The organism is Acinetobacter sp. CY17 (genome assembly GCF_059515825.1).
In genome coordinates, this window is record NZ_JCAKMX010000013.1 from 62,090 (window position 1) to 87,064 (window position 24,975).

22 protein-coding genes are annotated in these 24,975 nt (G+C 41.7%); 6 read left to right on the forward strand and 16 right to left on the reverse strand.

Translation table 11 applies throughout. The annotated features are described in order from the left end of the window. Positions 1-175 precede the first annotated feature (175 nt). Positions 176-1,048 carry a LysR family transcriptional regulator gene (locus tag AC5YCI_RS09995; RefSeq protein ID WP_496175503.1) on the forward strand — a complete coding sequence of 291 codons (873 nt, stop codon included), beginning with the start codon at positions 176-178 and terminating at the stop codon, positions 1,046-1,048. A gap of 91 nt (positions 1,049-1,139) precedes the next feature. Further along, positions 1,140-3,260: a 5-histidylcysteine sulfoxide synthase gene (gene ovoA / locus AC5YCI_RS10000; protein ID WP_496129779.1), complete on the forward strand. Its 2,121-nt coding sequence runs from the start codon at positions 1,140-1,142 to the stop codon at positions 3,258-3,260. Positions 3,261-3,289: 29 nt separating this feature from the next. Here ovoA and AC5YCI_RS10005 read toward each other — a convergent pair whose 3' ends face one another. The 3 genes from AC5YCI_RS10005 to AC5YCI_RS10015 form a co-directional block, all read right to left on the reverse strand. Continuing rightward, complete coding sequence (locus AC5YCI_RS10005) at positions 3,290-4,681, reverse strand: GntP family permease (protein WP_496129778.1); 1,392 nt, start codon at positions 4,679-4,681, stop codon at positions 3,290-3,292. 182 nt (positions 4,682-4,863) lie between these two features. After that, positions 4,864-5,109 carry a DUF2789 domain-containing protein gene (locus AC5YCI_RS10010; protein WP_496129777.1) on the reverse strand — a complete coding sequence of 82 codons (246 nt, stop codon included), beginning with the start codon at positions 5,107-5,109 and terminating at the stop codon, positions 4,864-4,866. A 120-nt stretch (positions 5,110-5,229) separates the two neighbouring features. After that, on the reverse strand, positions 5,230-5,880 hold the full coding sequence (locus AC5YCI_RS10015) for an HAD family hydrolase (RefSeq protein WP_496129776.1): 651 nt from the start codon (positions 5,878-5,880) through the stop codon (positions 5,230-5,232). Positions 5,881-6,062: 182 nt separating this feature from the next. Here AC5YCI_RS10015 and AC5YCI_RS10020 point away from each other — a divergent pair, with 182 nt between their 5' ends. Then, positions 6,063-6,545 carry an RNA pyrophosphohydrolase gene (locus AC5YCI_RS10020; protein WP_496129775.1) on the forward strand — a complete coding sequence of 161 codons (483 nt, stop codon included), beginning with the start codon at positions 6,063-6,065 and terminating at the stop codon, positions 6,543-6,545. An 88-nt stretch (positions 6,546-6,633) separates the two neighbouring features. Further along, complete coding sequence (ptsP, locus tag AC5YCI_RS10025; protein ID WP_496129774.1) at positions 6,634-8,928, forward strand: phosphoenolpyruvate--protein phosphotransferase; 2,295 nt, start codon at positions 6,634-6,636, stop codon at positions 8,926-8,928. Here ptsP and AC5YCI_RS10030 read toward each other — a convergent pair. After that, the gene (locus AC5YCI_RS10030) at positions 8,925-9,101 is read right to left on the reverse strand and encodes a DUF7230 family protein (RefSeq protein WP_496129773.1); all 177 of its coding nucleotides are present in this window, start codon (positions 9,099-9,101) and stop codon (positions 8,925-8,927) included. The two genes, ptsP and AC5YCI_RS10030, sit on opposite strands and share 4 nt — an antisense overlap. A 428-nt stretch (positions 9,102-9,529) precedes the next feature. Between AC5YCI_RS10030 and AC5YCI_RS10035 the strand changes: the two genes are divergently transcribed. After that, entirely contained in the window at positions 9,530-11,050 is a 1,521-nt protein-coding gene (locus AC5YCI_RS10035; RefSeq protein WP_496129772.1) for a catalase, read from the forward strand. Between the two features lie 45 nt (positions 11,051-11,095). Here the strand turns inward: AC5YCI_RS10035 and AC5YCI_RS10040 are convergent, their stop codons facing one another. The 8 genes from AC5YCI_RS10040 to hcaE all read right to left on the reverse strand — a co-directional run bounded on the left by AC5YCI_RS10040 (position 11,096) and on the right by hcaE (position 18,698). After that, entirely contained in the window at positions 11,096-12,151 is a 1,056-nt protein-coding gene (locus tag AC5YCI_RS10040; RefSeq protein WP_496129771.1) for an MBL fold metallo-hydrolase, read from the reverse strand. 201 nt (positions 12,152-12,352) lie between these two features. Further along, positions 12,353-13,258 carry a DMT family transporter gene (locus tag AC5YCI_RS10045; protein WP_496129770.1) on the reverse strand — a complete coding sequence of 302 codons (906 nt, stop codon included), beginning with the start codon at positions 13,256-13,258 and terminating at the stop codon, positions 12,353-12,355. Positions 13,259-13,412: 154 nt separating this feature from the next. Further along, complete coding sequence (hcaD, locus tag AC5YCI_RS10050; RefSeq protein WP_496129769.1) at positions 13,413-14,639, reverse strand: 3-phenylpropionate/cinnamic acid dioxygenase ferredoxin--NAD(+) reductase subunit; 1,227 nt, start codon at positions 14,637-14,639, stop codon at positions 13,413-13,415. Positions 14,640-14,649: 10 nt separating this feature from the next. After that, positions 14,650-15,612, reverse strand: a complete 963-nt coding sequence (locus tag AC5YCI_RS10055; RefSeq protein WP_496129768.1) for a 3-carboxyethylcatechol 2,3-dioxygenase — start codon at positions 15,610-15,612, stop codon at positions 14,650-14,652. 56 nt (positions 15,613-15,668) lie between these two features. Further along, positions 15,669-16,487 carry a 3-phenylpropionate-dihydrodiol/cinnamic acid-dihydrodiol dehydrogenase gene (gene hcaB / locus AC5YCI_RS10060; RefSeq protein WP_496129767.1) on the reverse strand — a complete coding sequence of 273 codons (819 nt, stop codon included), beginning with the start codon at positions 16,485-16,487 and terminating at the stop codon, positions 15,669-15,671. A gap of 2 nt (positions 16,488-16,489) precedes the next feature. Next, complete coding sequence (hcaC, locus tag AC5YCI_RS10065; protein WP_496129766.1) at positions 16,490-16,816, reverse strand: 3-phenylpropionate/cinnamic acid dioxygenase ferredoxin subunit; 327 nt, start codon at positions 16,814-16,816, stop codon at positions 16,490-16,492. Further along, the gene (gene hcaF, locus AC5YCI_RS10070) at positions 16,816-17,334 is read right to left on the reverse strand and encodes a 3-phenylpropionate/cinnamic acid dioxygenase subunit beta (protein ID WP_122898779.1); all 519 of its coding nucleotides are present in this window, start codon (positions 17,332-17,334) and stop codon (positions 16,816-16,818) included. The genes hcaC and hcaF overlap by 1 nt, the downstream gene beginning before the upstream one ends. After that, positions 17,331-18,698, reverse strand: coding sequence for a 3-phenylpropionate/cinnamic acid dioxygenase subunit alpha (gene hcaE / locus AC5YCI_RS10075; RefSeq protein WP_496129765.1), 1,368 nt, complete (start codon positions 18,696-18,698; stop codon positions 17,331-17,333). The genes hcaF and hcaE overlap by 4 nt, the downstream gene beginning before the upstream one ends. Positions 18,699-18,980: 282 nt before the next feature. Here hcaE and hcaR point away from each other — a divergent pair, with 282 nt between their 5' ends. Then, positions 18,981-19,886 carry a DNA-binding transcriptional regulator HcaR gene (gene hcaR / locus AC5YCI_RS10080; RefSeq protein ID WP_496175504.1) on the forward strand — a complete coding sequence of 302 codons (906 nt, stop codon included), beginning with the start codon at positions 18,981-18,983 and terminating at the stop codon, positions 19,884-19,886. Between the two features lie 357 nt (positions 19,887-20,243). On the opposite strand, the gene AC5YCI_RS10085 is transcribed toward hcaR, so the two are convergent. The 4 genes from AC5YCI_RS10085 to AC5YCI_RS10100 form a co-directional block, all read right to left on the reverse strand. After that, positions 20,244-21,104, reverse strand: coding sequence for an alpha/beta fold hydrolase (locus tag AC5YCI_RS10085; protein WP_496129763.1), 861 nt, complete (start codon positions 21,102-21,104; stop codon positions 20,244-20,246). Between the two features lie 273 nt (positions 21,105-21,377). Next, positions 21,378-22,622 (reverse strand): OprD family outer membrane porin, encoded by a 1,245-nt coding sequence (locus tag AC5YCI_RS10090; RefSeq protein ID WP_496129762.1) that lies wholly within the window; start codon positions 22,620-22,622, stop codon positions 21,378-21,380. 402 nt (positions 22,623-23,024) lie between these two features. After that, positions 23,025-24,044, reverse strand: coding sequence for a 4-hydroxy-2-oxovalerate aldolase (gene dmpG, locus AC5YCI_RS10095; RefSeq protein ID WP_496129761.1), 1,020 nt, complete (start codon positions 24,042-24,044; stop codon positions 23,025-23,027). Positions 24,045-24,056: 12 nt separating this feature from the next. Beyond that, entirely contained in the window at positions 24,057-24,953 is an 897-nt protein-coding gene (locus AC5YCI_RS10100) for an acetaldehyde dehydrogenase (acetylating) (RefSeq protein WP_168407266.1), read from the reverse strand. Positions 24,954-24,975: the final 22 nt, after the last annotated feature.

Here is a 24,975-nt window from a genome sequence, read left to right on the forward strand (position 1 = left end):
GGTCACTGATTTTAGTGGCCTTTTTTTGTAGCAATTTTACCAATAGATAAAACCATGACTAAATAGTGAGTCAAGTGATCATATTTTGACGCAAATTGTGCATTTTTTCTTTGCTTAAACATAAAAACTTATAAATAATGAAATAAGCATAAAAAAACTTTATGGATAAGCGCTTATGAATCTTGCAGCCTTTGAAGCCTTTGTCAAAGTGATGGAAACGGGTTCAATTTCGATGGCAGCTGATCAGCTGTTTATTACCCAACCCGCTGTGACAAAACGTATTCATAGTTTAGAAGAACACTTTGGCGTTAAGCTATTTGAATCTGCTGGACGTGGTGTACAAGCGACCCATGCAGCACACTCGCTATTGCCCAAAGTTAAAAACTGGCTCAATGAACTAGGTGATATTCACCATACTTTAAGTCACGAACAAAACGAAGTGCAAGGTAAGTTAAAGCTGGGCACTAGTCATCATATTGGCTTGCATCATTTGCCGCATCATTTACGTCGTTATGCGCAAGATTATCCAAATGTACGTTTAGATGTACGTTTTGTAGATTCAGAGCAAGCCCATGAACAAGTGCTCGCAGGCGATTTAGAGCTGGCTTTTTTAACGCTACCGCCGCAATTAGACAGTCGTTTAAAATATGTGACGATCTGGAATGATCCTTTGGTGTTCGTGGCTGCACCTTTTCATCCATTAGCCAGTCAACGTGATCTAAGCTTGCAAGATCTAATTGCCTACCCAAGTTTATTACCTGCTGCACAAACCTATACCTCGCAAATCACTTTAGCGGAATTTGAAAAGCAAGGGGTCAAGCCTAAAGTCACTATGAGCAACAATCCACTTGAGTCTATTCGGATGTTGGTCTCTATTGGTCTAGGTTGGTCAGTCTTGCCTAAAACAATGGTTAGTGAAGAACTGCAACAACTCGATATTAATTTAGAAATGCACCGCCAATTGGGTATGGTATGGCATCCGGGACGTAGCCAATCAAAAGCTGCACAAGCTTTGGTAAATCTCATGTCGCCTCATCACAGCAATTAAAATTTGTTTACACACAACAAAAATAACTTCGCGTACATTAAAAAGATCAGCCTCGGCTGGTCTTTTTTAATAATAACAAGCGGAGCAGTGTATGCACCAACGCGTTTTAGAGCGAGCGACTGAACTTCATTTCTCTCCCAATTTACAACAATCCGACCCTGAACAATTACGCCAAGATATTCGTGACTATTTTTTAGAAACCTTTGCCTGTTATGAGTCCTTATTCGATTGTTTAAAACCAGAGGGCTTTTATGAAAAAGCTATTCCTTTGCGTCATCCATTAATTTTTTATTATGGTCATAGCGCAAGCTTTTTTATCAATAAATTATTATTAGCCAAATTGATTACCGAACGCGTTCATCCACACTTTGAATCACTGTTTGCTGTAGGGGTAGATGAAATGAGTTGGGATGATTTGGATCATCGTCATTATGATTGGCCCAGTATTGCTGCAGTACATGCGTATCGGCAACAAGTTAAACAGATCGTACTTGAAGTCATTGATCGTATTGCTATGCAAACACCGGTCAATTGGCAACATCCATGTTGGCCGATTCTGATGGGCATTGAGCATGAACGCATTCATTTGGAAACTTCCTCTGTTTTAATTCGGCAGCAAAAACTAGATTATGTCCAACCCCATTCTGCTTGGCGTGCTTTTACTCAGCAACATAGCGCACCGCAAAATACCTTGTTGCCTGTCGCTGCCAGCGACATCTGTTTATACAAGACCCAAGCCAACCCGTATTATGGTTGGGATAATGAATATGGCATTCATAAAGCGCAAGTTGCAGCATTTAGTGCCAGTCGCTATTTGGTGAGTAACCAAGAGTTTTTGGCATTTGTTGAGGATGATGGTTATACACAAACCGAGCTGTGGACAGATGAAGGGCGCGAGTGGCTTAAATTCTCACAGGTCAAACATCCCACCTTTTGGCAACAGTCTGCACAAGGTTGGCAGTTGCGTTTGATGACCGAAATGGTGCCTATGCCTTGGGACTGGCCAGTAGAAGTCAACTTTCATGAAGCTAAAGCATTTTGTAATTGGAAAAGTCAACTTACCGCACAAAAAATTCGCTTACCCAGTGAAGATGAGTGGTATGCCCTTTATCAAAGCACGGGCTTAAGCCCAGAACAGATTCAACAACAGGCCAATTTGCAACTCAAACTGGCAGCCTCTGCATGCCCTGTCCATCAGTTTGCGCATGGCGATTTCTACGATGTGCAAGGTAATGTCTGGCAATGGACTGAAACACCCATCTACCCTTTTGATGGTTTTCAGGTCCATCCAATTTATGATGATTTCACCACCCCAACTTTTGATGGTCAACATAATCTGATAAAAGGCGGTTCATGGATCTCTAGTGGTAATGAAATTTTACATTCCGCACGTTATGCCTTTAGACGACATTTTTTCCAACATGCCGGTTTTCGTTATGTCATGGCTGAACAAGAGCTCAATCCTATTCAATCGCATTATGAAACCGATAAGCTTGCAGCCGAATACTTAGAGTTCCAATACGGCCCAGAATATTTTGGCGTGGCTAATTTTGCGAAAACCTTAGTACAACTGGCCATGCAAAAACTACCTGAACTTAACAAAGCTCAAGCCCTAGATTTAGGCTGTGCCACTGGACGGGCCAGCTTCGAACTGGCACATTATTTTGATCAGGTCACCGGCATTGATTTTTCGGCACGCTTTATTCAACACGGCGTACAATTAGCCAAGCAACAAACGTTGCACTATAGCATCTGCTTAGAAGGCGATTTAGTGGAACATAAATCTTGCCAACTCCATCATTTGGGTTTAGATCAAGTGGCAGATAAAGTCGCCTTTTTCCAAGGCGATGCCTGTAACTTAAAGCCCCAATTTAGCGGTTACGATTTTATTTTAGCGGCCAACTTAATTGATCGTCTGCATCATCCTAAAGCGTTCTTAACAACAGTCCATCAACGTTTAAATGTGGGCGGTGTATTGATGTTAACCTCGCCTTATACCTGGCTCACGGAGCATACCGAACGTAGCGAATGGATTGGTGGCTTTAAACAGGATGCAGAAAATTTTACCACGCTAGATGGACTCAAAGCCTTGCTTAGTCCGCATTTTGATTTAATTGAAGCACCACAGCATGTGGAATTTGTCATTCGTGAAACTGCACGCAAATTCCAACACAGTTTAAGTGAAGTCACGCTGTGGCGACGCAAAAGCTAAACCAAGAAAAGCGCCTCTAAGGCGCTTATTTAAAATGAACCAAACAATGTCCCCAAAGTAATGGCCACCGTTAAAGAAACCATTGGAATCAATACCGTGCACATGGCTACATTGGCATAAGATTGTTTGTGAGTCATGCCACAAATTGACAATAAAGTAATCACTGCACCTGAATGAGGTAAAGTATCCAAACAGCCTGCAGCCAAAGCGGCAATACGGTGTAGTAATTCAGGATTAATACCCGCGGCATTTGCCATTGCCAAGTAATCAGCCCCTAAAGTCGATAATGCAATCGACATCCCCCCTGAAGAAGAACCAGTAATCCCTGCCAAAACATTCATGGCAATCGCTTCTGAAATCAATGGATTACTCGATACATTGAGCACCATGTCGCGAATGATGATAAAACCTGCCAAAGACGCAATCACTGCCCCATAACCCACCTCAGACGCTGTATTAAAAATAGGTAACATTGAACCCAAAGCGCCTTTATTTACCGTTTCCTTCAGGTTATTCCATTTACCTAAACGTAATAAAATTAAGCTTAAACAGGCCACCACTAAGGCAATCACTAAAGCCCATAAACCAGTTTGTTTAGTTGGTTCTAATTTCGGATAAAGTTGTTGCAATGAACTAAAGTCCATATTTGGAAAAATTAGATAGGTGAATACAGCATTGACGCCAATTACGAGCAGTAAAGGTAAAAATGCCAAAAATACCGGCATTTCACCTTGTGAACTCACACCATTTTCTAACTTTTCTGCTTCTTGGGTATCAATGCCATAGCCTTCGCCGTTTTTACGTGCTTTATTGGCACGGCTTTGTAACCACATACAACCTAAAGCAAACATAATCAAGCCAGAAATAATGCCTATACCCGGCGCGGCAAATACATTGGTGGCAAAAAATGGAATTGGAATCGCATTTTGAATGGAAGGTGAACCCGGTAGTGCGGTCATGGTAAAGGTAAATGAGCCTAACGCAATCGCCCCAGGAATTAAGCGCTTGGGAATATTGGCCGCTTGAAACATAGATTTCGCAATTGGATAAATTGCAAACGCCACCACAAAAAGTGACACCCCGCCATAAGTTAATACACCACAGGCTAACACAACCGTCAAAATGGCGCGTTTATGACCTAATTTTTGCATGATCCAGTTTGAAATACTCGAGGCGGAACCTGAATCCACCATCAGTTGTCCAAATAAAGCACCTAACAAAAAAATAGGAAAGAATTTTAAAATATAGCCGCCCAAAGCCGCCATAAATGTTTCAGTATACTGCGGCATCATGTAGACCATGTCACCCGAGAGGACGATGGCAACGGCTGCCATAATCGGGGCCAAAATCAACACTGAAATACCTCGATAGGCAAAAAACATCAGTAATACCAATGAGATGATGATTGCTAAAGTACCCATTTTTTCTCCTTATTTTTTATTTTGTTGTTATCCGTAACTTTTTACACAGCTTAAACCATCAACAACAGATGAGCGCTCACATCATCTTGATGCTAAGGCTGTGTTAGATGTGCATTGATGAGGCAATAGACAGATGCTCTACCCACTTCAATCCTAAGCAGGTAGAACTCATCTTCGATCGATTATTTGGTTAGAGAATCTTCATGTAAGGATTCATTCAGTTGATCTACAATAATGGCCCATTCACCATCAGATTTGATTTTTTCAGCTAAAAATTGGCGCTGCGCTTCGCTCCAATAATCCGCTTGGGTAATTTTGGTATGGGCATTGAGTTGATGGGTGCTAATAAATAAAGCGATACCCTCTTCTGAACTATCTAATCCTAATTGCTCAAATAAATGGGTCATGCGTGGGCGGACGTGATTCATGTTTTTCTCCTTATTTTTATTGATCTGTCTCAGCTTAGAATACGCAATTTTTTGTTTTGATCGGTAGAAAAATGTAAAAAAGCACTCATCATGAGTGCTTTTATTTGCATCCAAATCAGCTTAAATTGACCAGTCTTGAACATCCCAGCCTTGTTGTTTAGCAAGCGTTTCTAAACGGTCATCAGGATTCACAGCAATGGCATGATCGGCATATTCAAGTAAGAAGCGGTCATTAATCGAATCTGAGTAGGCCCAAGATTCAGTCACATCACGTCCTTGTAACCATTGATCTAGACGAGTAAGTTTGCCTTGTTGATAGCACGGCGTATTAATCACTTTACCTGTGTATTTACCATCCATGACTTCTGCATTGGTGGCAATGATTTCAGTAATGCCAAATTCACGGAAGATGGGCGCAGTAATAAAGTCTGAAGTTGCGGTAATGCCTACCAACTGATGACCTGCCTCTTTATGGGCTTGAATGGCTTTAAAACCTTCAGGACGCATTTGTGCACGAATGACTTTTTGCATAAATAATTCATGCAGTTCAGTTAAATAAGCATGGTCATGCTGGGTTAAAAACTCAAACACAAATTCGTTATAGGCAATCGGATCAAGTTGACCAGCTTTATAGTCGTCATAAAACTTATCATTCATGGCACGGTGACGTACTGGATCAACCAAGCCTTCATTTACTAAAAATTCACCCCAAGAATGGTCTGAATCGGTATTCAATAAGGTATGGTCGAGATCAAACAGTGCCAATTTCATGAAAATACTCGTAAAAGCTGAAATTTAAGAAAAAAAATGTAAATCTATCTCGGCTAGTCGATAGAAATTCGTTAAGATCATAGCAGTTTTAATATTTTTAAACTTTGCTTTTTTCGTGTTGGACAAAGAAATAACAATCCCCGAAGGCAAAGAGATAAATTACACATATTTTAGGTAGCCAAATGATCGACTCTGAAGGTTTCCGACCCAATGTCGGGATCATTTTGGCAAACGATTCTGGACAAGTTTTATGGGCAAAACGCATTGGTCACAATGCATGGCAATTTCCACAAGGTGGTATCCAATTTGGAGAAACCCCGGAGCAAGCACTTTATCGTGAGCTAAGAGAAGAAGTTGGCTTACTGCCCGAACACGTCCAGATAATAGCGCAAACGAAAGGTTGGCTGCGTTATCGTTTGCCACATCGGTATATCCGAACGGATTCAGACCCCGTATGTATTGGTCAAAAACAGAAGTGGTTTTTGCTTAAGCTGACCGCGCCTGTACAAAATATTCAGTTGAATCTTTCCGATCCACCTGAATTTGATCAATGGCAATGGGTCAGTTACTGGTATCCGCTTGGTCAAGTTGTCAACTTCAAACGTGACGTATACCGTAAAGCGATGGTGGAACTGTGTCAGCAGTTGCCTGTTGCCAAACCTTAAAAAAATCTGTCATGGGTGCAGATTTTTTATGCCAGTCTTGTTATAAATAAAATTGAAATTTAACCCCTTAGGATTGGGAGTGGCCTTTATGTCGAATATGCAACTGGATACCTTAAGACGCATTGTACAAGAGATCAATGCGTCCACCAGTTTGCATGAATCTTTAGATATTATGGTCAATCAAGTCGCTGAAGCCATGCATGTCGATGTCTGTTCGATCTATTTATTAGATGAACGCAATCAACGCTATGTGCTGATGGCCTCTAAGGGCTTAAAGTCTGAATCGGTAGGTCATGTTTCCCTGCAAACCAGTGAGGGTTTAATTGGTTTAGTCGGACAACGTGAAGAAATTGTCAATTTAGATGATGCGCCCAGCCACGAGCGTTTTCTGTATTTGCCAGAAACCGGTGAAGAACTGTATAGCTCATTTTTAGGCGTACCTGTCATGTATCGCCGTAAGGTTATGGGCGTACTGGTGGTGCAAAATAAAGAAAAACAAGATTTTAGTGAAGCAGCAGAATCTTTTTTAGTGACACTTTGCGCCCAGCTCTCAGGCGTGATTGCCCATGCACATGCCGTGGGTAATATTGATGTGTTTCGTAAACCCAATAACTTACCTGCCTATAAAACCTTCCAAGGGGTTGCAGGCTCAGGCGGTATTGCTTTGGGCCGTGCCATTATCTTGTATCCGCCTGCTGATTTAGCTGCGGTACCGGATCGTGAAGCCGATGATATTAGTGAAGAATTGGCCTTACTCGATCATGCTGTAGCCGCAGTACGTAGTGAAATCCAGTCACTCGATGACAAAATGCAAGATGCTTTAATGGCAGAAGAGCGCGCTTTGTTTAGTGTGTTTTTACGTATGCTGGATGAAAACGCCTTGCCTGCGGAAATTAAAGACGAAATTCGCGATGGCAATTGGGCACAAGGTGCGGTGCGTTTAGTGATTGAAAAACATACCGCTTTATTTGCACAAATGGAAGATGAGTATTTACGCGAACGGGTTTCAGATCTTAAAGATTTAGGGCGGCGTATTTTGGCCTTTTTACAAGAGGCCGATGCCAGCCACCGTGAACTGACCGATGAAAGTATTTTAATTGGCGAAGAGATTTCTACAGCCGCATTGGTAGAACTACCAGTAGATAAAATTGCTGCCATTGTCACCACTGAAGGCGCGATGAACTCGCATATGGTGATTGTAGCGCGTGCGCTCGGTATTCCAACAGTGGTGGGTGTCACTGAACTGCCGATTAATAGTCTTGATGATGTCGAGATGATTGTTGATGCCCATCAAGGGCGAGTATTTATTAATCCGCCACGGCGTTTACGTGCGCGTTATAAAGAGATTCAAAAAGAAGAAGAGCAAATTGCTAAAGACTTACGTCAATACGAAACCCGCGATGCCATCACACCAGATGGTGTAGCAGTCAAGCTGTTTGTGAATACGGGCCTAATGATTGATGTGGTGCGTGGAGTACAGCGCGGTGCTAAAGGCGTAGGCTTATATCGCTCTGAAATTCCGTTTATGCTGCGTGATCGCTTCCCCGGTGAAGAAGAACAGCGTACCATTTACCGCCAGCAACTCAGTCACTTTGCCAATAAACCCGTGGTGATGCGTACCTTAGATATTGGTGCTGATAAAGACTTACCTTATTTCACTATTGAAGAAGAAAACTCAGCATTGGGTTGGCGTGGTATTCGCTTTACGCTTGATCATCCCGAAATTTTTTCTGCGCAAATTCGCGCGATGCTCAAAGCCAGTATTGGTTTGAACAATCTGCATATTTTATTACCGATGATCACCAGCGTCAGCGAAGTCGAAGAAGCCTTGTATTTGCTTGATCGTGATTGGCATGCGGTACAAGAAGAAGAACAGGTCAAAATTCAAAAACCTAAAATTGGCATTATGGTCGAAGTACCAAGCGTCTTATTACAAATTGAAGAATTTGCAGAACTGGTGGATTTCTTCTCTGTAGGATCCAATGACTTAACCCAATATTTACTCGCAGTTGATCGTAATAATCCGCGCGTGGCCAACGTCTATTCACACTTCCATCCTTCGGTATTACGTGCTTTAAGCCGCTTAGTTAAAGAATGTCATAAATACGATAAACCCATCAGCTTATGCGGTGAAATGGCCGGTGATCCACTGTCAGCAGTTTTGTTAATGGCAATGGGTTTTAATACACTGTCGATGAGTTCAAGTAATATTTTGCGTGTACGTAAAGCTATTTGTCATGTTCCCATGAGCGATGCTGAAGCTTTACTCGACAAAGTCTTAAAAATGAATAATCCACTTATGGTCAAAAGCTGGGTTGAATATTATTTTAAAACCCATGGTTTATCCGATATGGTTAAAACCAATCGTTTAGTCAGCGTTTAAGCCGCGCATAAAAAAGGGAGATATTCATTTGAGTATCCCCCTTTTTTGTATTTGCTATAACCGCGTTTGGCATTCTTTTTACGGTCTACAAATACTTGGCTTTTGTTAACTTCATGCATATGTTTTGCCACAAAATTATGCACAATCACTTCAGGCTGTTTTTTCTTAGCCATTGCATATCCTCATTGAGATAAAGTTAATAGTAAAGCGTTATATTGCAGCTTTAAGTTTAAATTTCAAGCAGAAAATAAAAAAACTGAGGCGTCTTTGTTTGGTTTCTGCTTATTCAAACATATTATTTATAGATATACTATTTATAAATGCTTAATAATCAAAAATTTAAATCATCGAATTAACCACTTGATCAAAATCAAATATCCCATTGGGAAAAACTGGGATTTTGCGATAAAATTAAGCAATAGGCTGAGAAAAACAGTCCTCAATACGACTTTATACACTAAAACTGTGACCTTAATCTGTCACATCGACCCTTTAAAATCAGTTAACAAAAGAGTTAATGTCTATCGGCGTTAAGCTGTTATTGATCTTTATATTTCTCTGATTTTTTTAAATCCCATGACAATAAAAAGGGAGCAACATCATGAGCAACGACATAAAAAAATGTCCTGTGACCCATTTAACGACTGACGCAGGTGCACCTGTAGTCGACAACCAAAATAGTATGACCGCAGGGCCACGTGGCCCACTTTTAGCCCAAGATTTATGGCTCAATGAAAAGCTGGCTAATTTTGTCCGTGAAGTCATTCCTGAGCGTCGTATGCATGCCAAAGGTTCAGGTGCATTTGGTACTTTCACGGTCACTCACGACATTAGCCAATATACCCGCGCTAAATTATTCTCAGAAATCGGCAAAAAAACTGAGATCTTTGTACGTTTCTCTACAGTCGCAGGGGAACGCGGTGCAGCAGATGCTGAACGTGATATCCGTGGCTTCGCGATGAAGTTTTATACCGAAGAAGGCAACTGGGATTTAGTCGGAAACAACACCCCTGTCTTCTTCTTACGCGATGCACGTAAATTCCCAGATTTAAACAAAGCGGTAAAACGCGACCCGAAAACCAATAAACGCAGTGCCACCAACAACTGGGATTTTTGGACTTTACTGCCTGAAGCTCTACATCAAGTCACTATTGTGATGTCTGATCGTGGTATTCCAGATGGTTACCGTCATATGCATGGTTTTGGTAGTCATACCTTTAGTTTTATTAATGCCAACAATGAACGCTTTTGGGTCAAATTCCACATGCGTACTCAACAAGGTATTAAAAACCTAACTGATGCCGAGGCTGAAGCACTTATTGCCAAAGATCGTGAAAGTTCACAAACTGACTTATTTGACGCAATTGAACGTGGGGATTTTCCAAAATGGACCATGTATGTGCAAATCATGCCAGAGACTGATGCGGAAAAAGTACCTTACCACCCATTTGATTTAACCAAAGTTTGGCCTAAAGGTGATTATCCACTGATTGAAGTGGGTGAGTTCGAGCTCAATCGTAATCCTGAAAACTACTTCCAAGACGTTGAGCAAGCGGCATTTGCGCCGAGTAACTTAGTTCCAGGCATCAGCTTCTCACCTGACCGTATGTTACAAGCACGTTTATTTAACTATGCCGATGCTGCACGCTACCGTGTTGGCGTTAATCATGCGCAGATTCCGGTTAATGCAGCACGTTGCCCTGTACATTCTAACCGCCGTGATGGTCAAGGCCGTATGGATGGTAACTATGGTGCCCTACCGCACTATGAACCAAACAGCTTTAGCCAATGGCAAGAACAACCGCAATATAAAGAACCACCACTGAAAATCACAGGCGATGCTGATTTTTGGGATTATCGTGAAGACGATAATGATTACTTTAGCCAACCACGCGCGTTATTCAACCTGATGAATGATGAGCAAAAACAAGCCTTATTTAATAATACAGCTGCCGCGATGGGCGACGCTTTAGACTTTATTAAATATCGTCATATTCGCAACTGTTTCTTATGTGACCCAGCGTATGGTGAAGGCGTTGCAAAAGCACTAGGCATGACAGTTGCAGATGCACAAGCAGCACGTGCTACAGACCCTGCGCAAGGCAATCCTGGTTTACTCTAAGACTTAGAGTCAGCTTTAAAAAAACCGCCAGTATGGCGGTTTTTTTTACACGATAATTTTTTTACCTTCATGCAAACAATAAAACGGATTAATAAATTTTGAGGTTTTTTGCATGACTTTATGCAATTCATGTTCAGGCTGTTCCCGTCCCTCTCGATTAATTTGGAAAGTACGATAACGCACCGCCACTGAACATTTAGAATGTAAATCCTTATGTGCCTGAAAGGCATCCTCAGGGCTTAAATGTAAGTAACGTAAGACATCTTTTTCTTCATAGCAATTGACAGGCAGTAATGCCACGCGTGGTGGACCTAGACGCTGATGAATGGTTTTAAAATGATTGGAATAACCTGTATCCCCTGCAAAAAAGCAATAGTCCACCCCATGCTTAATCACAAAGCCCCCCCAAAGTGCGCGATTATAATCGCGTAAGCCACGTCCAGAGGCATGCTGTGCTGGGGTAAAGACAATTTTAAAATCACCAAATTCTTGCCATTCCCACCAATCCAACTCAACCACATCAAACTCTTTAGGTAAATAGCTAGCATTGCCTAAACCGGTAAAAATCGGCATCGCAAACTTTTCATGTAGCCACGTTAAGGTGGCTAAATCCATATGGTCATAATGGTTATGGCTGATTAGCACAGCATCAATGGGTGGAAGCTCGTCTAAAGCAATTCCCGCAGGACAGGCACGTTTAGGTCCACGGCCCTGCTGAGGACCGGCAAACTCAGCCCAAATCGGATCGGTTAAGAAGTTATAAGGACCTATTTGAATTAAGGCGGTGGCATGACCAATAAACCAAACTTGCCAGTCATCTAGGTGAGCATGTGGGCGTTCATGCGGCACGACCCGACCCGGCGCAAGCCGTTGTTCTAGCTCGGCTGAATAATCCACTTTCCAAGTTGTTCGCTTACGACGTAACAGCCATTTGACCAAACTGCCACGGCTTGGTGCCTCAGGCGCATTGCCTGGATTAAAAAACACCTGACCATCGTGATGATCTGAGTGTAAATAATTTGACGTCGGTTGACGCCAAGTGTGCGTCCAACAAGAAAGCGTCGGCAATTGGAAATGATGTTGTTGTAAATCTTGTTTCATGTCATCCAAGTTCTAAGCATGGTTTAGGCGAACGAAGTTTGGCTTTTATTGCATATTGAGTGCACTTTGCCATAGTGCCACACTTTTTGCATCAAACAGCGAAAAAATGCTGCTTTAAAATACTGCGCTTGATTTATCTTAACTAAACTTTTTTAAAATTTAGTGAGTGTTTTTGTTGCTAGAGCAAAAAAGCACATCAGCTTAGCGTTTTAGATATTGTTCACGCCATTCTTTAAAGAAATACAGCACAATACCGCACATCACAACAGACACACCTATAAAGGCATGTGAGCTAATATGTTCATGATTCAAAGTTGCGCCGAGAATCAAAGCAATGATCGGGGTCATTACGTTACTTAAAGATACTGTTGATGCACTTAAACGACGAATGAGCCAGAAATAACACAACATTGCCACAATAGATGACATGATCATGGTAAAGCCAAAGCCCAACCATGCTTGCACACTTGGCATTTGAGTTGGAAAATGCTGCCAAATAAATGGAATCAACAGTAATGACCCAAACGCAGACACCAACAATGAACCAGTGGCCTGTGACATGGGTTTAAGTGGTGCATTAATTTGTTTCACCCAAAAGATCGAGCTAATGTAGGACAGCATACTAATCAGCATGAATACCACCCCCCACGGGTTAACTTTACTATCGGCAGAATCTGCAAAGACAAAACTCAAGCCTGCCACCGCAATTGCCATCCCCAGCCATTGCAGCCACACCAATTTATGGGTTTTTAAGATTACATGTCCAATAAGACCGGCTATCAGTGGTGAAAAACCAAAAATCAGCGCCATTAAACCGGAAGTTAAGTAATTGGCCGCCAAGTAAATAAACAGCTGTGCACCAATTAAATTGAGGCTGCCTGCCACATAGCTTTTAAGCGAAGTACGATCAAATGGTAAAGGATTGCGCATGATGCCAAGCAGAGCCAAGGCAATCACACATGCGCCAAAATAGCGAATAATCAGCACCCACATTGGATGTACTTCTGCCACACTCCAGACAATGGCTAAAGGTGTGGTCGCCCAAATAAGTACCAATAAGGCATAAATACTAGCGGTAACGATCATGGGCGAGGAATTTGAATTCATATCAGCTCAACAGTCATGCAAATCAAAATCGGACATTGCCATATACACTAACGCATAGCATGGTCATGCCTCGACAGAAAATAAAACAGGCATAAAAAAGCAGACCTAGGTTGCCCAAGGTCTGCCCTTTTGTAAACGATTTATAACAACAAAGTTACTTCACCAATTTACGAAGATCTTGGCTAAGATCCAAATATTTGTCTGCTTCAAAAGCGGCATTTTTGCTAATCAGCTTTTTCAAGTGACGCATTTCTTTGGCAGCATTGACTGTAATACCACCCACAATGATGCCATCCGTTACACCAAACAATACAAATGATGATTGCTCACGTAGCTCAGGATTGATTTCACCACGAACTTGCCATTCAGCAGCGGCCATATCACCAACAAACTGATAGTTGATATTCAACTGATCAGTCCAGAACCATGCAGGATTAACTGCAGGATGCTCAACACCCATCACATGACGTGCAAAGAGGCCTGCTTGAAGGTTGGCATTTTCCCACGTTTCAACACGGCGGTGGTTACCACAGTCACGAAGCTGAGTTGCAACATCACCTGCTGCATAAATGTCAGGATGTGAAGTCTGGCAGTTTTCATTGACTTTAATGGCAAAATCAACGTCCAAACCTGCTTCAACTGCAAGTTGCGCATTTGGCACAATACCAATACCGTAAACTACAGCATCTGCACGTAACTCTTCGCCATCTGCTAAAGTCACTACGATTTCTTCGCCATCTAATTTGCAGTCAGCGATTGAAGTCGACAAACGAACATCTACACCTGCAAGTTGTTGCTGTGCAAGTAAGAATTCGCTTAACACGCGTGGTGATGAACGACCCATCACCATTGGACCCATTTCGATCACTGTGACGTCACACTCTTTGTAACGTGCAGATGATGCAAGCTCAAGGCCAATGACACCACCACCAATTAAGATGATACGTTGACCTTTTTGTAATACAGGAACAAGGGCTTGTGAATCTTCAAGATTACGCAGCGTGTAAACGTGCTTGCCGAGCGCATCAAAGTTTGGCAAACGACGTGCTGCACCGCCAGTGGCAAGTAATAACTTGTCAAATGCAATCACATCGCCATTTTTAAGTTCAGCAGTTTTCGCGTCGCTATTAATTTTAACCACGCCATTGCCACGAATGACTTCAACACCAAGCTCTGCCAGTTTTTCTTCTGACAAGATTTCGATTTTAGTCTCTTCAGGTTTTAGAATTACATCTTTAGATAGCGGTGGACGCTCATAAGGAAGATGAGTTTCATCGCCCACTAAGATGATTTTACCTTCGTATTTATTAGCACGAAGTTCTAAAATTGCGCTAGCACCGGCTTGACCAGCACCAACAATAACGATGGTTTCAACGCTCATGTGCTTTTCCTTATTTCAATTCTGCAGATACGATACCAAAGCCTGCAATCCACTCGCTAATGTCTTCGTAGCAGTGTGCAGTCATTTCATATTCGCCCACTTCATGTAATGCAGCAAATGCAGCCATCCATGAACGAACTTCTTGACCACCACGACCACCATCACGACGGATTTCAGCTTCTGTCATCGCTTCCATCGCGGCAAAATCAGCTTTCTTGAAGGTTTCAAGTAAAGCACGATCCCACTCTGGGTTTAATGGCACAGCAACAGATTTGTCACCAGCAGCTAATTTTTGACCCACAGCAATGATTTTACCTTGACGTGCATTACGTGCTTCAGGGGTTGGGTTACGACCCGCAATTAAGAACTCTTCCACTTCTGGTGGTACAGCACCCATTTGCGGTGTAGGTGGATCATGTGACAAACCGCCTGTACCCAAAACAAGAACGCGTTCGTTTTCAAGGTTTAAAGATTTGATAAATTGACCTACAGCACGACCTAAAGCAATGGTACGCTTCGTGGTTGGCATTGGTGCTGCAGCGCCATTAATAAATACTGGAATCGTTGGGTAACGATCAAGCTCACCACCACATAAGAAATGTAATGGTTGTGTTACACCGTGATCGGCTTGCATGCGATATGAATACGCAACATCAACACCTTCATCTAATACACGACGGACGAGATTGATAGCTGTTTCTTCAGGAACATTAATATGGTCGTTGTCTTTACCATAATCCCAGTCACCTGCTGCTTTGGCACGAATACCCACACAGAAACTTGGCATCAAATCGTAGAAGAAGCCATTAAAGTGATCAGGACCAAAGGTAATGATTAAGGTTGGATTATAGTCTTCAACTTCTTTTGCAAGCTTGGCAAAAGTTTCGCGCACTTTTTCTTCTTTATATTTTTCTTGCGGTGAAGCAAATTCCATTAAAGGACTGTGCGATGCACAAATAAGTTTAACGGCCATGTAAGACTCCTAAACGGAAGGCAGCCAAAAGGCTGCCAAGGGAAGTTCGTTGAATATTAGATCTCGTCAAAGAAACCAGCACGTGGTTGACGTAAACCACGAATACCCAAACCGCATTCTGCATTAATTAATACACCAGTGAGCGGGCGGTTATTGGCACGAGATGCTAATAACACATATGAACCCGTCATATCTTCTGGTTCTGGTAAGAAGTTCAGTGGCATACCACGGGCAATTTTCTCAGGATCACGTGCATCAAGCAGACCAAGATTTTCTTGACCAAGTGATGCTGCACCTTTGATATTGACATTCATACCTGACGGTGCAACCGCGTTCACTCGTACTTTAGGCGCAAGCTCATAGGCTAATTCTTTCATAATACCGACACCAGCATGCTTAGACGCTGTATATACAGGGCCTCCGCCAGCTGAGTACAATGCTGAATTAGACAAAGTAAATATGATAGAACCTTCAGAAGCGATCAATGCATCAAGCGCAGCCTTCGCACCAAGGATTAACGACTTGGTGTTAATGCCCATGATTTCATCAAACGCTTTTTCAAGTTGCTCACCTGAAGTATTCACGATATCCGCGTAGTGATCCCAAATACCCGCATTACCCACAAAACAATCGAGTTTGCCAAAACGCTCTACTGTCGCTTGAACAGCACGAACGTTATCGGCATAGTTGGCTACATCACCTTCAATTGCAAGAACCTTACCACCAAAGTGCTCATTTAAAGCTGCGACTTTTTCTTTTGAGCGCTGAAGAACTGCAACCTGTGCACCTTCCTCAATAAAACGCTCAACCAATGCCCAGCCTAAACCTGAACCACCACCTGTGATCAGTGCAACTTCACCTTGTAGCCAACCCATGCTTACTCTCCTGCCATTTCTACGAACAATTGACCATCTTCAACAATCACTGGGAAAGTTTGGATTGGATCAGTTGCAGGTAGACATAATGCTTGACCTGTTTTTAAACAAAAACGTGCTGAATGTAATGGGCATTCAACAGTGCCATCATCTTCTAGGTAACCTTCAGACATAGAAGCGTTACCGTGGCTGCATTTATCATTCATCGCGAAGAATTCGCCACCGTTGTTAAATACAGCAAGTGCTTCAATACCATTTACGCCGCAATCTACTTTTAGCGCTTCGCCTTCGTCTAACTCGTCAACTTGGCAAACAAAAATCTTATTCATTAGAAGAACACACTCAGGTTATGTGAGTTATAGGTAACTTGGTCAAGCGTGATCTTACGGTTGAAGATTTGGAAGCCTAAGCCGCCTTCAACTTTACGGATCTTGTCATGACGTTTACCGCAATAAATGACAACGTCTTTCTCTTTTTGCGTACGATATAGAAGATAAGTCACGTACACATCGTATTCGCCTTCTACTTCAGTCGGCTCAACAATCACGTTTGATACCATATGTGTGGTACGTGATGGAGGCTCTTCAGCCCAAGCCATACCTGTTTCAAGACGAGCAACACGACGTTCTAAAAGATCTTTCGTATCGTTGAACACCCAAGTTGTAGGCGGTTCAACCGAACGACGACGGTCACGCGTTTGAGCGTTTGGCGTGGTACGTAGCGTATAAGAAATGTCTTCAGCTAACGTATCTAACCAGTCGCGGAATTTCCAATCGTCAAGCAATTTTGCTTCACGATAGAGGAACTGACTAATTTGGTGATGAAGTTCTAAGCTGATTTGACTCATTTCATAAGCTCCTTCTCGTATTCGTCAGCTGCTTTTTCCACGTCTTCCCATTTTTCATGGATTAATAAATCTGCCCAGCGGCGGTACATACCACGTGCTGCTGTTTCAGAGAAAATATAGTTAGTGATACCTGGGATACCATCTTCACGTACTTTTTCGTTGCCTTTACCCATTTCCATAATGAGTTTGTTTTGACGCGCTTTATAACCACGTAAAACTTTTTGGATTTCAATCCAGTTCTCAGAGTCATCTTGCTCTAGGAAACCAGCAGGACCAAAAGCACGTGTCGCAGAACGTTCAAATGCTTCTTTTACTTCTTGCGATGCTTCAGCATCTGCAATACAGAATGCCCAAACTTCAGTTTTATTTGGACCACGTGGGTGCCATACGCGAAGTGTTGCAGTACCGTTCAACCAAGACATGGTTGGGAACATGGTGTTGTGACCTGCAAGACGCAATGCACGTACTTCACCTAAACGTTCTTTTACTTCTTCGTAAGTTTCACGGAAGTAGTTGGCTACTTCACCATCAACCCATACGTTTGCATCTGGTTTTTCTGTAAAGAAGAAACCTGAACCGTGACCACGTGAACCGTATTGAAGTGCATCTTTGGCAGTTTCCCATACAGGACGTGCAGTTTGCGCAGCACCTAGTTTTTTAGATGCTTCGTCATCTGGTTTTGCGCCAAGGACTTGAATCGCAGATGCGTGAGAGAATAATGCATGGTATTGGTCAGATGCGAACTGTTCAGCCGCAAACTTCCAGTTACATTCGATTTCCCACTTGTGTACACCACCGATGATTTCAGTACCACCTGGACGACGATCAACTACGCCATCTAAGTACCAAGCGATATCACCCATGTAATCAAGAAGATCAGGTGTGCTCTCATCCCAGCAACCAAAGATTAAGCCTTTGTAAGACTCAACACGGTTCACTTCAACTAGACCCCATTGCTCTTTACAAGCACCATGTGGGAATGCACGCTCTTCAAGCGGGATATCTTTTAAAGAACCATCAATACCGTAAGACCAGCCGTGGTATGGGCAAGTGAATGCACGTGTGTTACCACAGTCTGCAAAGCTCACACGCATAGAACGGTGACGGCATTGGTTTAAGAATGCTTTGATTGAGCCGTCTTTTTGACGTGCCACAATAATTGGATCTTCACCCATATAGGTATTGAAGAAGTCACCCGCCTTTGGAATTTGGCTTTCGTGACATAAGAACAACCATGTACGACCGAACACACGTTCGAGTTCTAATTCATAGATGTCTGGATCAGTATAGATAGATGGCGTAACACGACCATTTTGTGCATCGACTAGAGCGTCGATTTCGCGCACATCAATTTTTCCACTCATGAAAAGTTCTCCTGTGTCCGGTAACGGCACAAAAAGTAATAGACTCAACTTGCGACGATAATCGTTTTTTGAGCACTCTTAGTGAAATATTTTTTTTGTTTCAATTAAGAGATTTTAAGAATTATTAAATAAATCATCCTCGCGCCAGAAACACTCATATACTTACACTAAGCATTTATTTTCTAAATGGTAGAATCATCTTCACCTAATAGTTGTTTATAGATTATACTAAACAGAAATCATAGTAAGACATTTTTTGGATTACTCTTTGGGACTGGTGATATGGAATTACGACACCTTCGATATTTTATTACCGTGGCTGAAGAACTTAACTTCAGTAAAGCGGCTTTAAAACTTTTCACAGCACAACCTTCATTAAGTCAGCAAATTAAAGACTTAGAAGAAGATGTGGGTGTCAAGTTATTACACCGTACTAAGCGTAAGGTTGAACTCACGGAAGAAGGTGCTGTGTTCTTAGAACAAGCCCGTTTGACGCTAGCTCAAGCAGACAAGGCAGTGGCGATGGCGCGCCAAGTGTCACAAGCCAAACAGCAAATGTTACGCATTGGTTTTGTACCTGTAGCTGAGATGAAAATCTTCCCTTATGTACTACCTAACTTACGGGTGCAAAATTCTGATCTGAAGATTGAATTGCTGAGTATGAATAACTCAGATCAGAGTAAAGCGATTAAAAAAGGTGAATTAGATATCACTTTTACTCGCCAAAGCCTACAAAGTGATGAAATTGAAAGTCAATTTGTGTTGCGTGAGCCTCTCATCTTTATTTTACCGAAAGACCACCCGCTGGCAAAATACGAGCGCATCCCTGTTAAAGCATTGAATGGTATAGATTTTATCATTCCTTCCGCAGAACAGTCACAAACACTGCATAACTTAATTTTAGATTTTGCCAAGGCCAATAATATTGAACTAAATATTGTGCAAAAAGCTGACAATATTCTGTTTAATATCAACTCCATTGGTATGGGTTTAGGTTGCACCATTTTACCGGGCTACATTGCACCGCTCACGATGAGCAATACGGTGATTCGCCCTTTAGATGTAGAGCTACCGCATCTAGACTTGTATGTTAGCTACCGTAAAAACAGTTCATCTATAGCGGTTTCTAAGTTTATGGAACTTTTAACCCGAGTATTTTATTTGGGCTTTAGCCGCGACACAGAATAATTTTTTACGACTCACCAGTCAGATCAAGGGCACCATTATTTTATCAATAAATGATGGTGCTTTTTTACGGGCAATTTCGCCTAAATTATAAACAATATAGACTTAAGTCTAAGATCGATTTTATAGTATGTCAGTGTGTTGAATGAAAAAAAAATCATAAGAAAATGTTTCAAGCTGAGCGCAATAGGCTTTTTTACCCCCAACTACAACTTAAGTCTAATAAGATTTAGCGCTGCTTTACACAGCATTTAAACAAATTGATCAATTATATATGAGAATAAGATTCATTTAATATCATCAGTTTGGTGATTAAATCAAAAAAAAGGATGACCTAAAGTCATCCTTTTTTAATATGGCTTATTTTACACCATGTACTGCAAGGTAGTTTTTAATCACAGTGTTGAATTCTTCAGCTTTTTCAACTTGTGACCAGTGACCACATTGGCTGAAGATATGCGCATCAGCATTTGGCACAATGTTTAAAATATCCCAAGTACGAGATACCGGGATCACCACGTCTTGCGTACCGTGAATCAACAATACTGGTACAGTAATGTCTTTCATTTTTTCAAAATCAAGCGGGAATTCAAAACGATCGCGGTCACGTGCGCCAACCACATCCATCAAACGGTTTGATGCATAGTCGTTTGCAGCAGAAGCAAAACGTACTTTTACAAGTTCGTCAGTGATCAAGTCTTTGTTCACTACAAACATAGAAAGGGTTTTTTTGATCCCTTCTTCTGTTAATACTGGGTTTGCGTGTGCTTTTAGTGCAGCTGTTTGTTTTGCACCGCCAGTACCCATAGAAACGATACCTAAAATACGCTCTGGATAGTCAAGCGCCATTTGGAAAGCTAACCAGCCACCCAATGAGTTACCCACTAACCACGTTTTTTCAATGCCTAACGCATCTAAAGTACGTACTGCGTGATCTACCCATGCACGGATCCCATATTCTGTACCTGGTGCAACGACAGTTTGACCATAACCAATCGTATCAATAGCGATACAACGTGCTTGTTCACCAATTGCAGGTAGGTTTAACCACCAGTTTGCCGCAGCAGATACACCAGTACCTGAACCGTGTAAGAATAAAATTGGTGTACCTTCACCAATTTCGTGGTAATGGGTAAGCTCGCCTTCAGCAGTTTCAATCCATTTGTCTTCTAAACCAAAGAATGCATCAGTGGTGTATTCAGGGATTTGTACAGTGCTCATACTTATTCCTCGTATCGCGTAAAACTGTGGCGGGTTGCCCCAACCTCAGTGATTTTATTCAGTGTATGACTGGTTTAACCCTTCCATATTACCTGTTCATTGGCCTAAAACTGATATAAATTTACGATCAAATCGTATAAAAAAACGATAATTTAAACTATTGTTTTATAAGGTATTTAACTTCAATTAAAGCCTTATTTTTATTCAGGTATTTTAATTGAAAATATTTATACATAAAAAAGAGCAGCTTAGACTGCTCTTTTTAAGCTTAATTTAGAATTTATGTGTATAGGTAGTTGCCACACGATATTCCTGTAAGTCTGATTTATAATCAAAATCAGCATCAATATACATGGCTTGTACACCTAAACCTTTGAGTTTACCTTCAGGTACAGTGTAATTCACAATTGCATTCAACTCTTGTGAATCTTGATCTTTTTTGCCCGCTGTATCAGCGTCAAAGCCCATCATATATACCGCAGTGGCATTTAAACCTTGTACACCCAATTTAGAAAAATCATAGCCATAAGTTAAACCTACTGATTTTTCGTTAGCAGCTGTAAACGTGGCAACGCCCCAGTTAACTAAATACGGCTGTGGTACCCAACCACCCAATGTTGGGAATGAACTATCCCCCATCATTTGTTGGTAACCTAAGCCAAATGTATGTGAACCGTGATTGATTTTGGCACCTAAAGATAGCGCTTGGTTATCAATCTTGCCATATAACTTGTCACCTGATTCTGAATTATCAAAATAACGCGCATGGCTAGTCAGTTTGGTTTTTTCGCCTAATGTGGTGTTGTAGTTTAAACCGACATAATGCTGTTGATAGATGTCTTGCACATCTGCATACCAATAGCTTAGCCCCACTTCTTTAGTTAATTGATGATCGACCCCAGCGATCCACATCCCATCTGCTGCTGCACCATTGTCAAATTGAGGCGGGGCAAATTTGGTTAAATCACGGAACTGGTTGTCATAACGATTATTGATGCTATCAATATAGGCTACAGTAAATTTAGTATCATCCAATAGATCTTTAGATTCTAACCATGCACCATTATAGGTGGTCAGCAATTGACGTGATGGGTCGAAGACCAATACTGGTGATACTGGCAGTAACTCACCTACTTTTAATTCGGTTTGTGACACTTTGGCCTTTAAGGTCGCACCAATTTTACCAAATTGATCCTTTGACTCTTTGCCATCATGCGGCAAAATCCAATCTGGATTTTTATCACGACCATTCAATTTAAAGGCATGTTGTACTAAAAGGTCTGCACCGACGTGTACGCCACCACCAATATCGTGATAACCCGACTTCGCATCTAAAGTCACACCCTGTGACCAAGATCCCCAGTTATTTTGTGGTTGATCTGCAATTTGACGGTCTAAATAAAAATTTTTAAACTTAAGCTGAACTTGGCTATCGTCAATAAAATCCGCGTGAGTTGCAGTTGTCCCTAATGCTAGTGTAGCGGCACAGATGGCTGTGCTTAATAATTGGCGACGCATGGCTACATTCCTTAAGTCTAGATGATGCTGGCTTGCGCTCATCATGCAAAAATCACTGCAATAAAAAAATCCGACTAGAGTCTTAATCTTATTTTCTGCTATACCGTCGTATTGTTAAGCAAATTGAATAAATTAGAGCTTTTACCAATAACTCATTTTTAATTTTTTTCCATTTAATCAAAATAAAGCCTTGTTGTATTTAATCTTTTTTTACTTTTATTTTTTAACATTTATTAATTCTAAAAAATTAATTGTTTTTAAGTTTAAATAAAAAATGCATGCTCACTAATAATATACGCTTATAATATATAAAACATCTAAAAACATATATTTTATCTATAAATCAAATATTTGCGCACAAAAAAGCACCCAATTGGGTGCTTTTTTTATGAACTTTAAGCCTTAAGCTTGCAATTCACGTGCTTTTGCCATGGTTAATGCCAAATCTTCGATCATGTCTTCTTGACCGCCAACCGTACCACGGCGACCAAGTTCCATTAAGATTTCACGCGCAGATACGCCATATTTCGCTTCAGCACGTTTAGCAAACAATAGGAATGACGAGTAAACACCCGCATAACCTAAAGTCGCTGCATCACGGTCTGCACGAATTGGGTTGTGCATCATTGGAATCACAAGGTCTTCAGCCACGTCTTGTACTTTGAACAAGTCAACGCCAGTGTCCATACCCATACGATTTGCAACCGCGATGAACAATTCAAGTGGCGTGTTACCCGCACCAGCACCAAGACCCGCAGATGCCAAGTCAACACGTACCGCACCTGCTTGAACAGCAGCAACAGTGTTAGAAACACCCATACCTAAGTTATGGTGACCGTGGAAACCAAGTTCGATGCTTGGATCCAAATGTTGACGTAAGTGACCAACGCGATCAATTACATCTTGCGGAAGCATGTAACCTGCAGAGTCAGTCACATAGATACAGTTTGCACCGTAAGACACCATCTTCTTCGCTTCTTCTAAAAGACGCTCAGGAGTTGCCATGTGAGCAAGCATTAAGAAGCCCACTGTGTCCATTTCTAACTTACGTGCAGCAGTGATGTGCTGTTCAGAACAATCCGCTTCAGTACAGTGCGTTGCAACACGAATGGTTGATACACCAATTTCGTGTGCCATTTTTAAATGGTCAACCGTACCAATACCAGGAAGAAGAAGTGCAGAAACTTTTGCATTCTTCATACGTGGCACAACAGCAGATAGGTATTCTTCGTCAGTTGCAGCAGCAAAACCATAGTTTACTGATGAACCACCAAGGCCGTCACCGTGAGTCACTTCAATTAAAGGTACGCCTGCATCATCAAGTGCTGTTGAAATGGCAATCATTTGCTCAACAGTGGTTTGATGGCGCTGTGGGTGCATACCATCACGTAAAGTCATATCATGAACAATAATCTTAGACATTGTGGTATTCCCTTAAGCTTCGGCAGTGTTAAAAACGTGTTCAGCAAACATTTCTGCAGTACGTGCAGCTGCTGCTGTCATAATGTCGAGGTTACCCGCGTATTTTGGTAAGAAGTCACCCAAACCTTCTACTTCTAAGAAGATAGAAACACGGTTACCATCAAAAATAGGACCATTTACAAGTTTGTAACCAGGTACATATTTTTGAACTTCTTTAATCATTGCGTGTACTGATTCAGTGATCGCCGCTTGATCTGGTTCACCTTCAACTAAGCAATGAACCGTGTCACGCATCATTAGTGGTGGCTCAGCAGGGTTAATGATGATGATCGCTTTACCTTGTTTCGCGCCACCCACTTTCTCAATTGCACCCGCAGTTGTACGAGTAAATTCATCAATGTTTTTACGTGTACCAGGACCAACAGATTTAGTCGATACAGTTGCAATGATTTCGCCGTATTCAACAGGTTGAACGCGAGATACTGCAGCAACCATAGGAATTGTTGCTTGACCGCCACAGGTTACCATGTTGACGTTTGGCACTTCGCCAGCTGCAAGCAATGCTTCTAAGTTTACTGGTGGTACGCAGAATGGACCAATCGCTGCAGGCGTTAAGTCAATCATCAGTACGCCAAGTTCGTTTAACTTGCGGCTGTTTTCAGCGTGTACGTATGCAGATGTTGCATCGAAAGCAATTTTGATGTCATCTTCAAGCACGTGAGGAAGAAGACCATCAACACCTTCAGCAGTGGTTTTTAAACCCATTTTCGCTGCGCGTGCAAGGCCTTCAGAAGTAGGGTCAATACCTACCATCCACACTGGCTCTAACCATTCGCTGCGTTGTAATTTATAAAGCAAATCTGTACCAATGTTACCTGGACCGATCATTGCACATTTAATCTTTTTCATGAATGTACTCTCTAAATTTCGA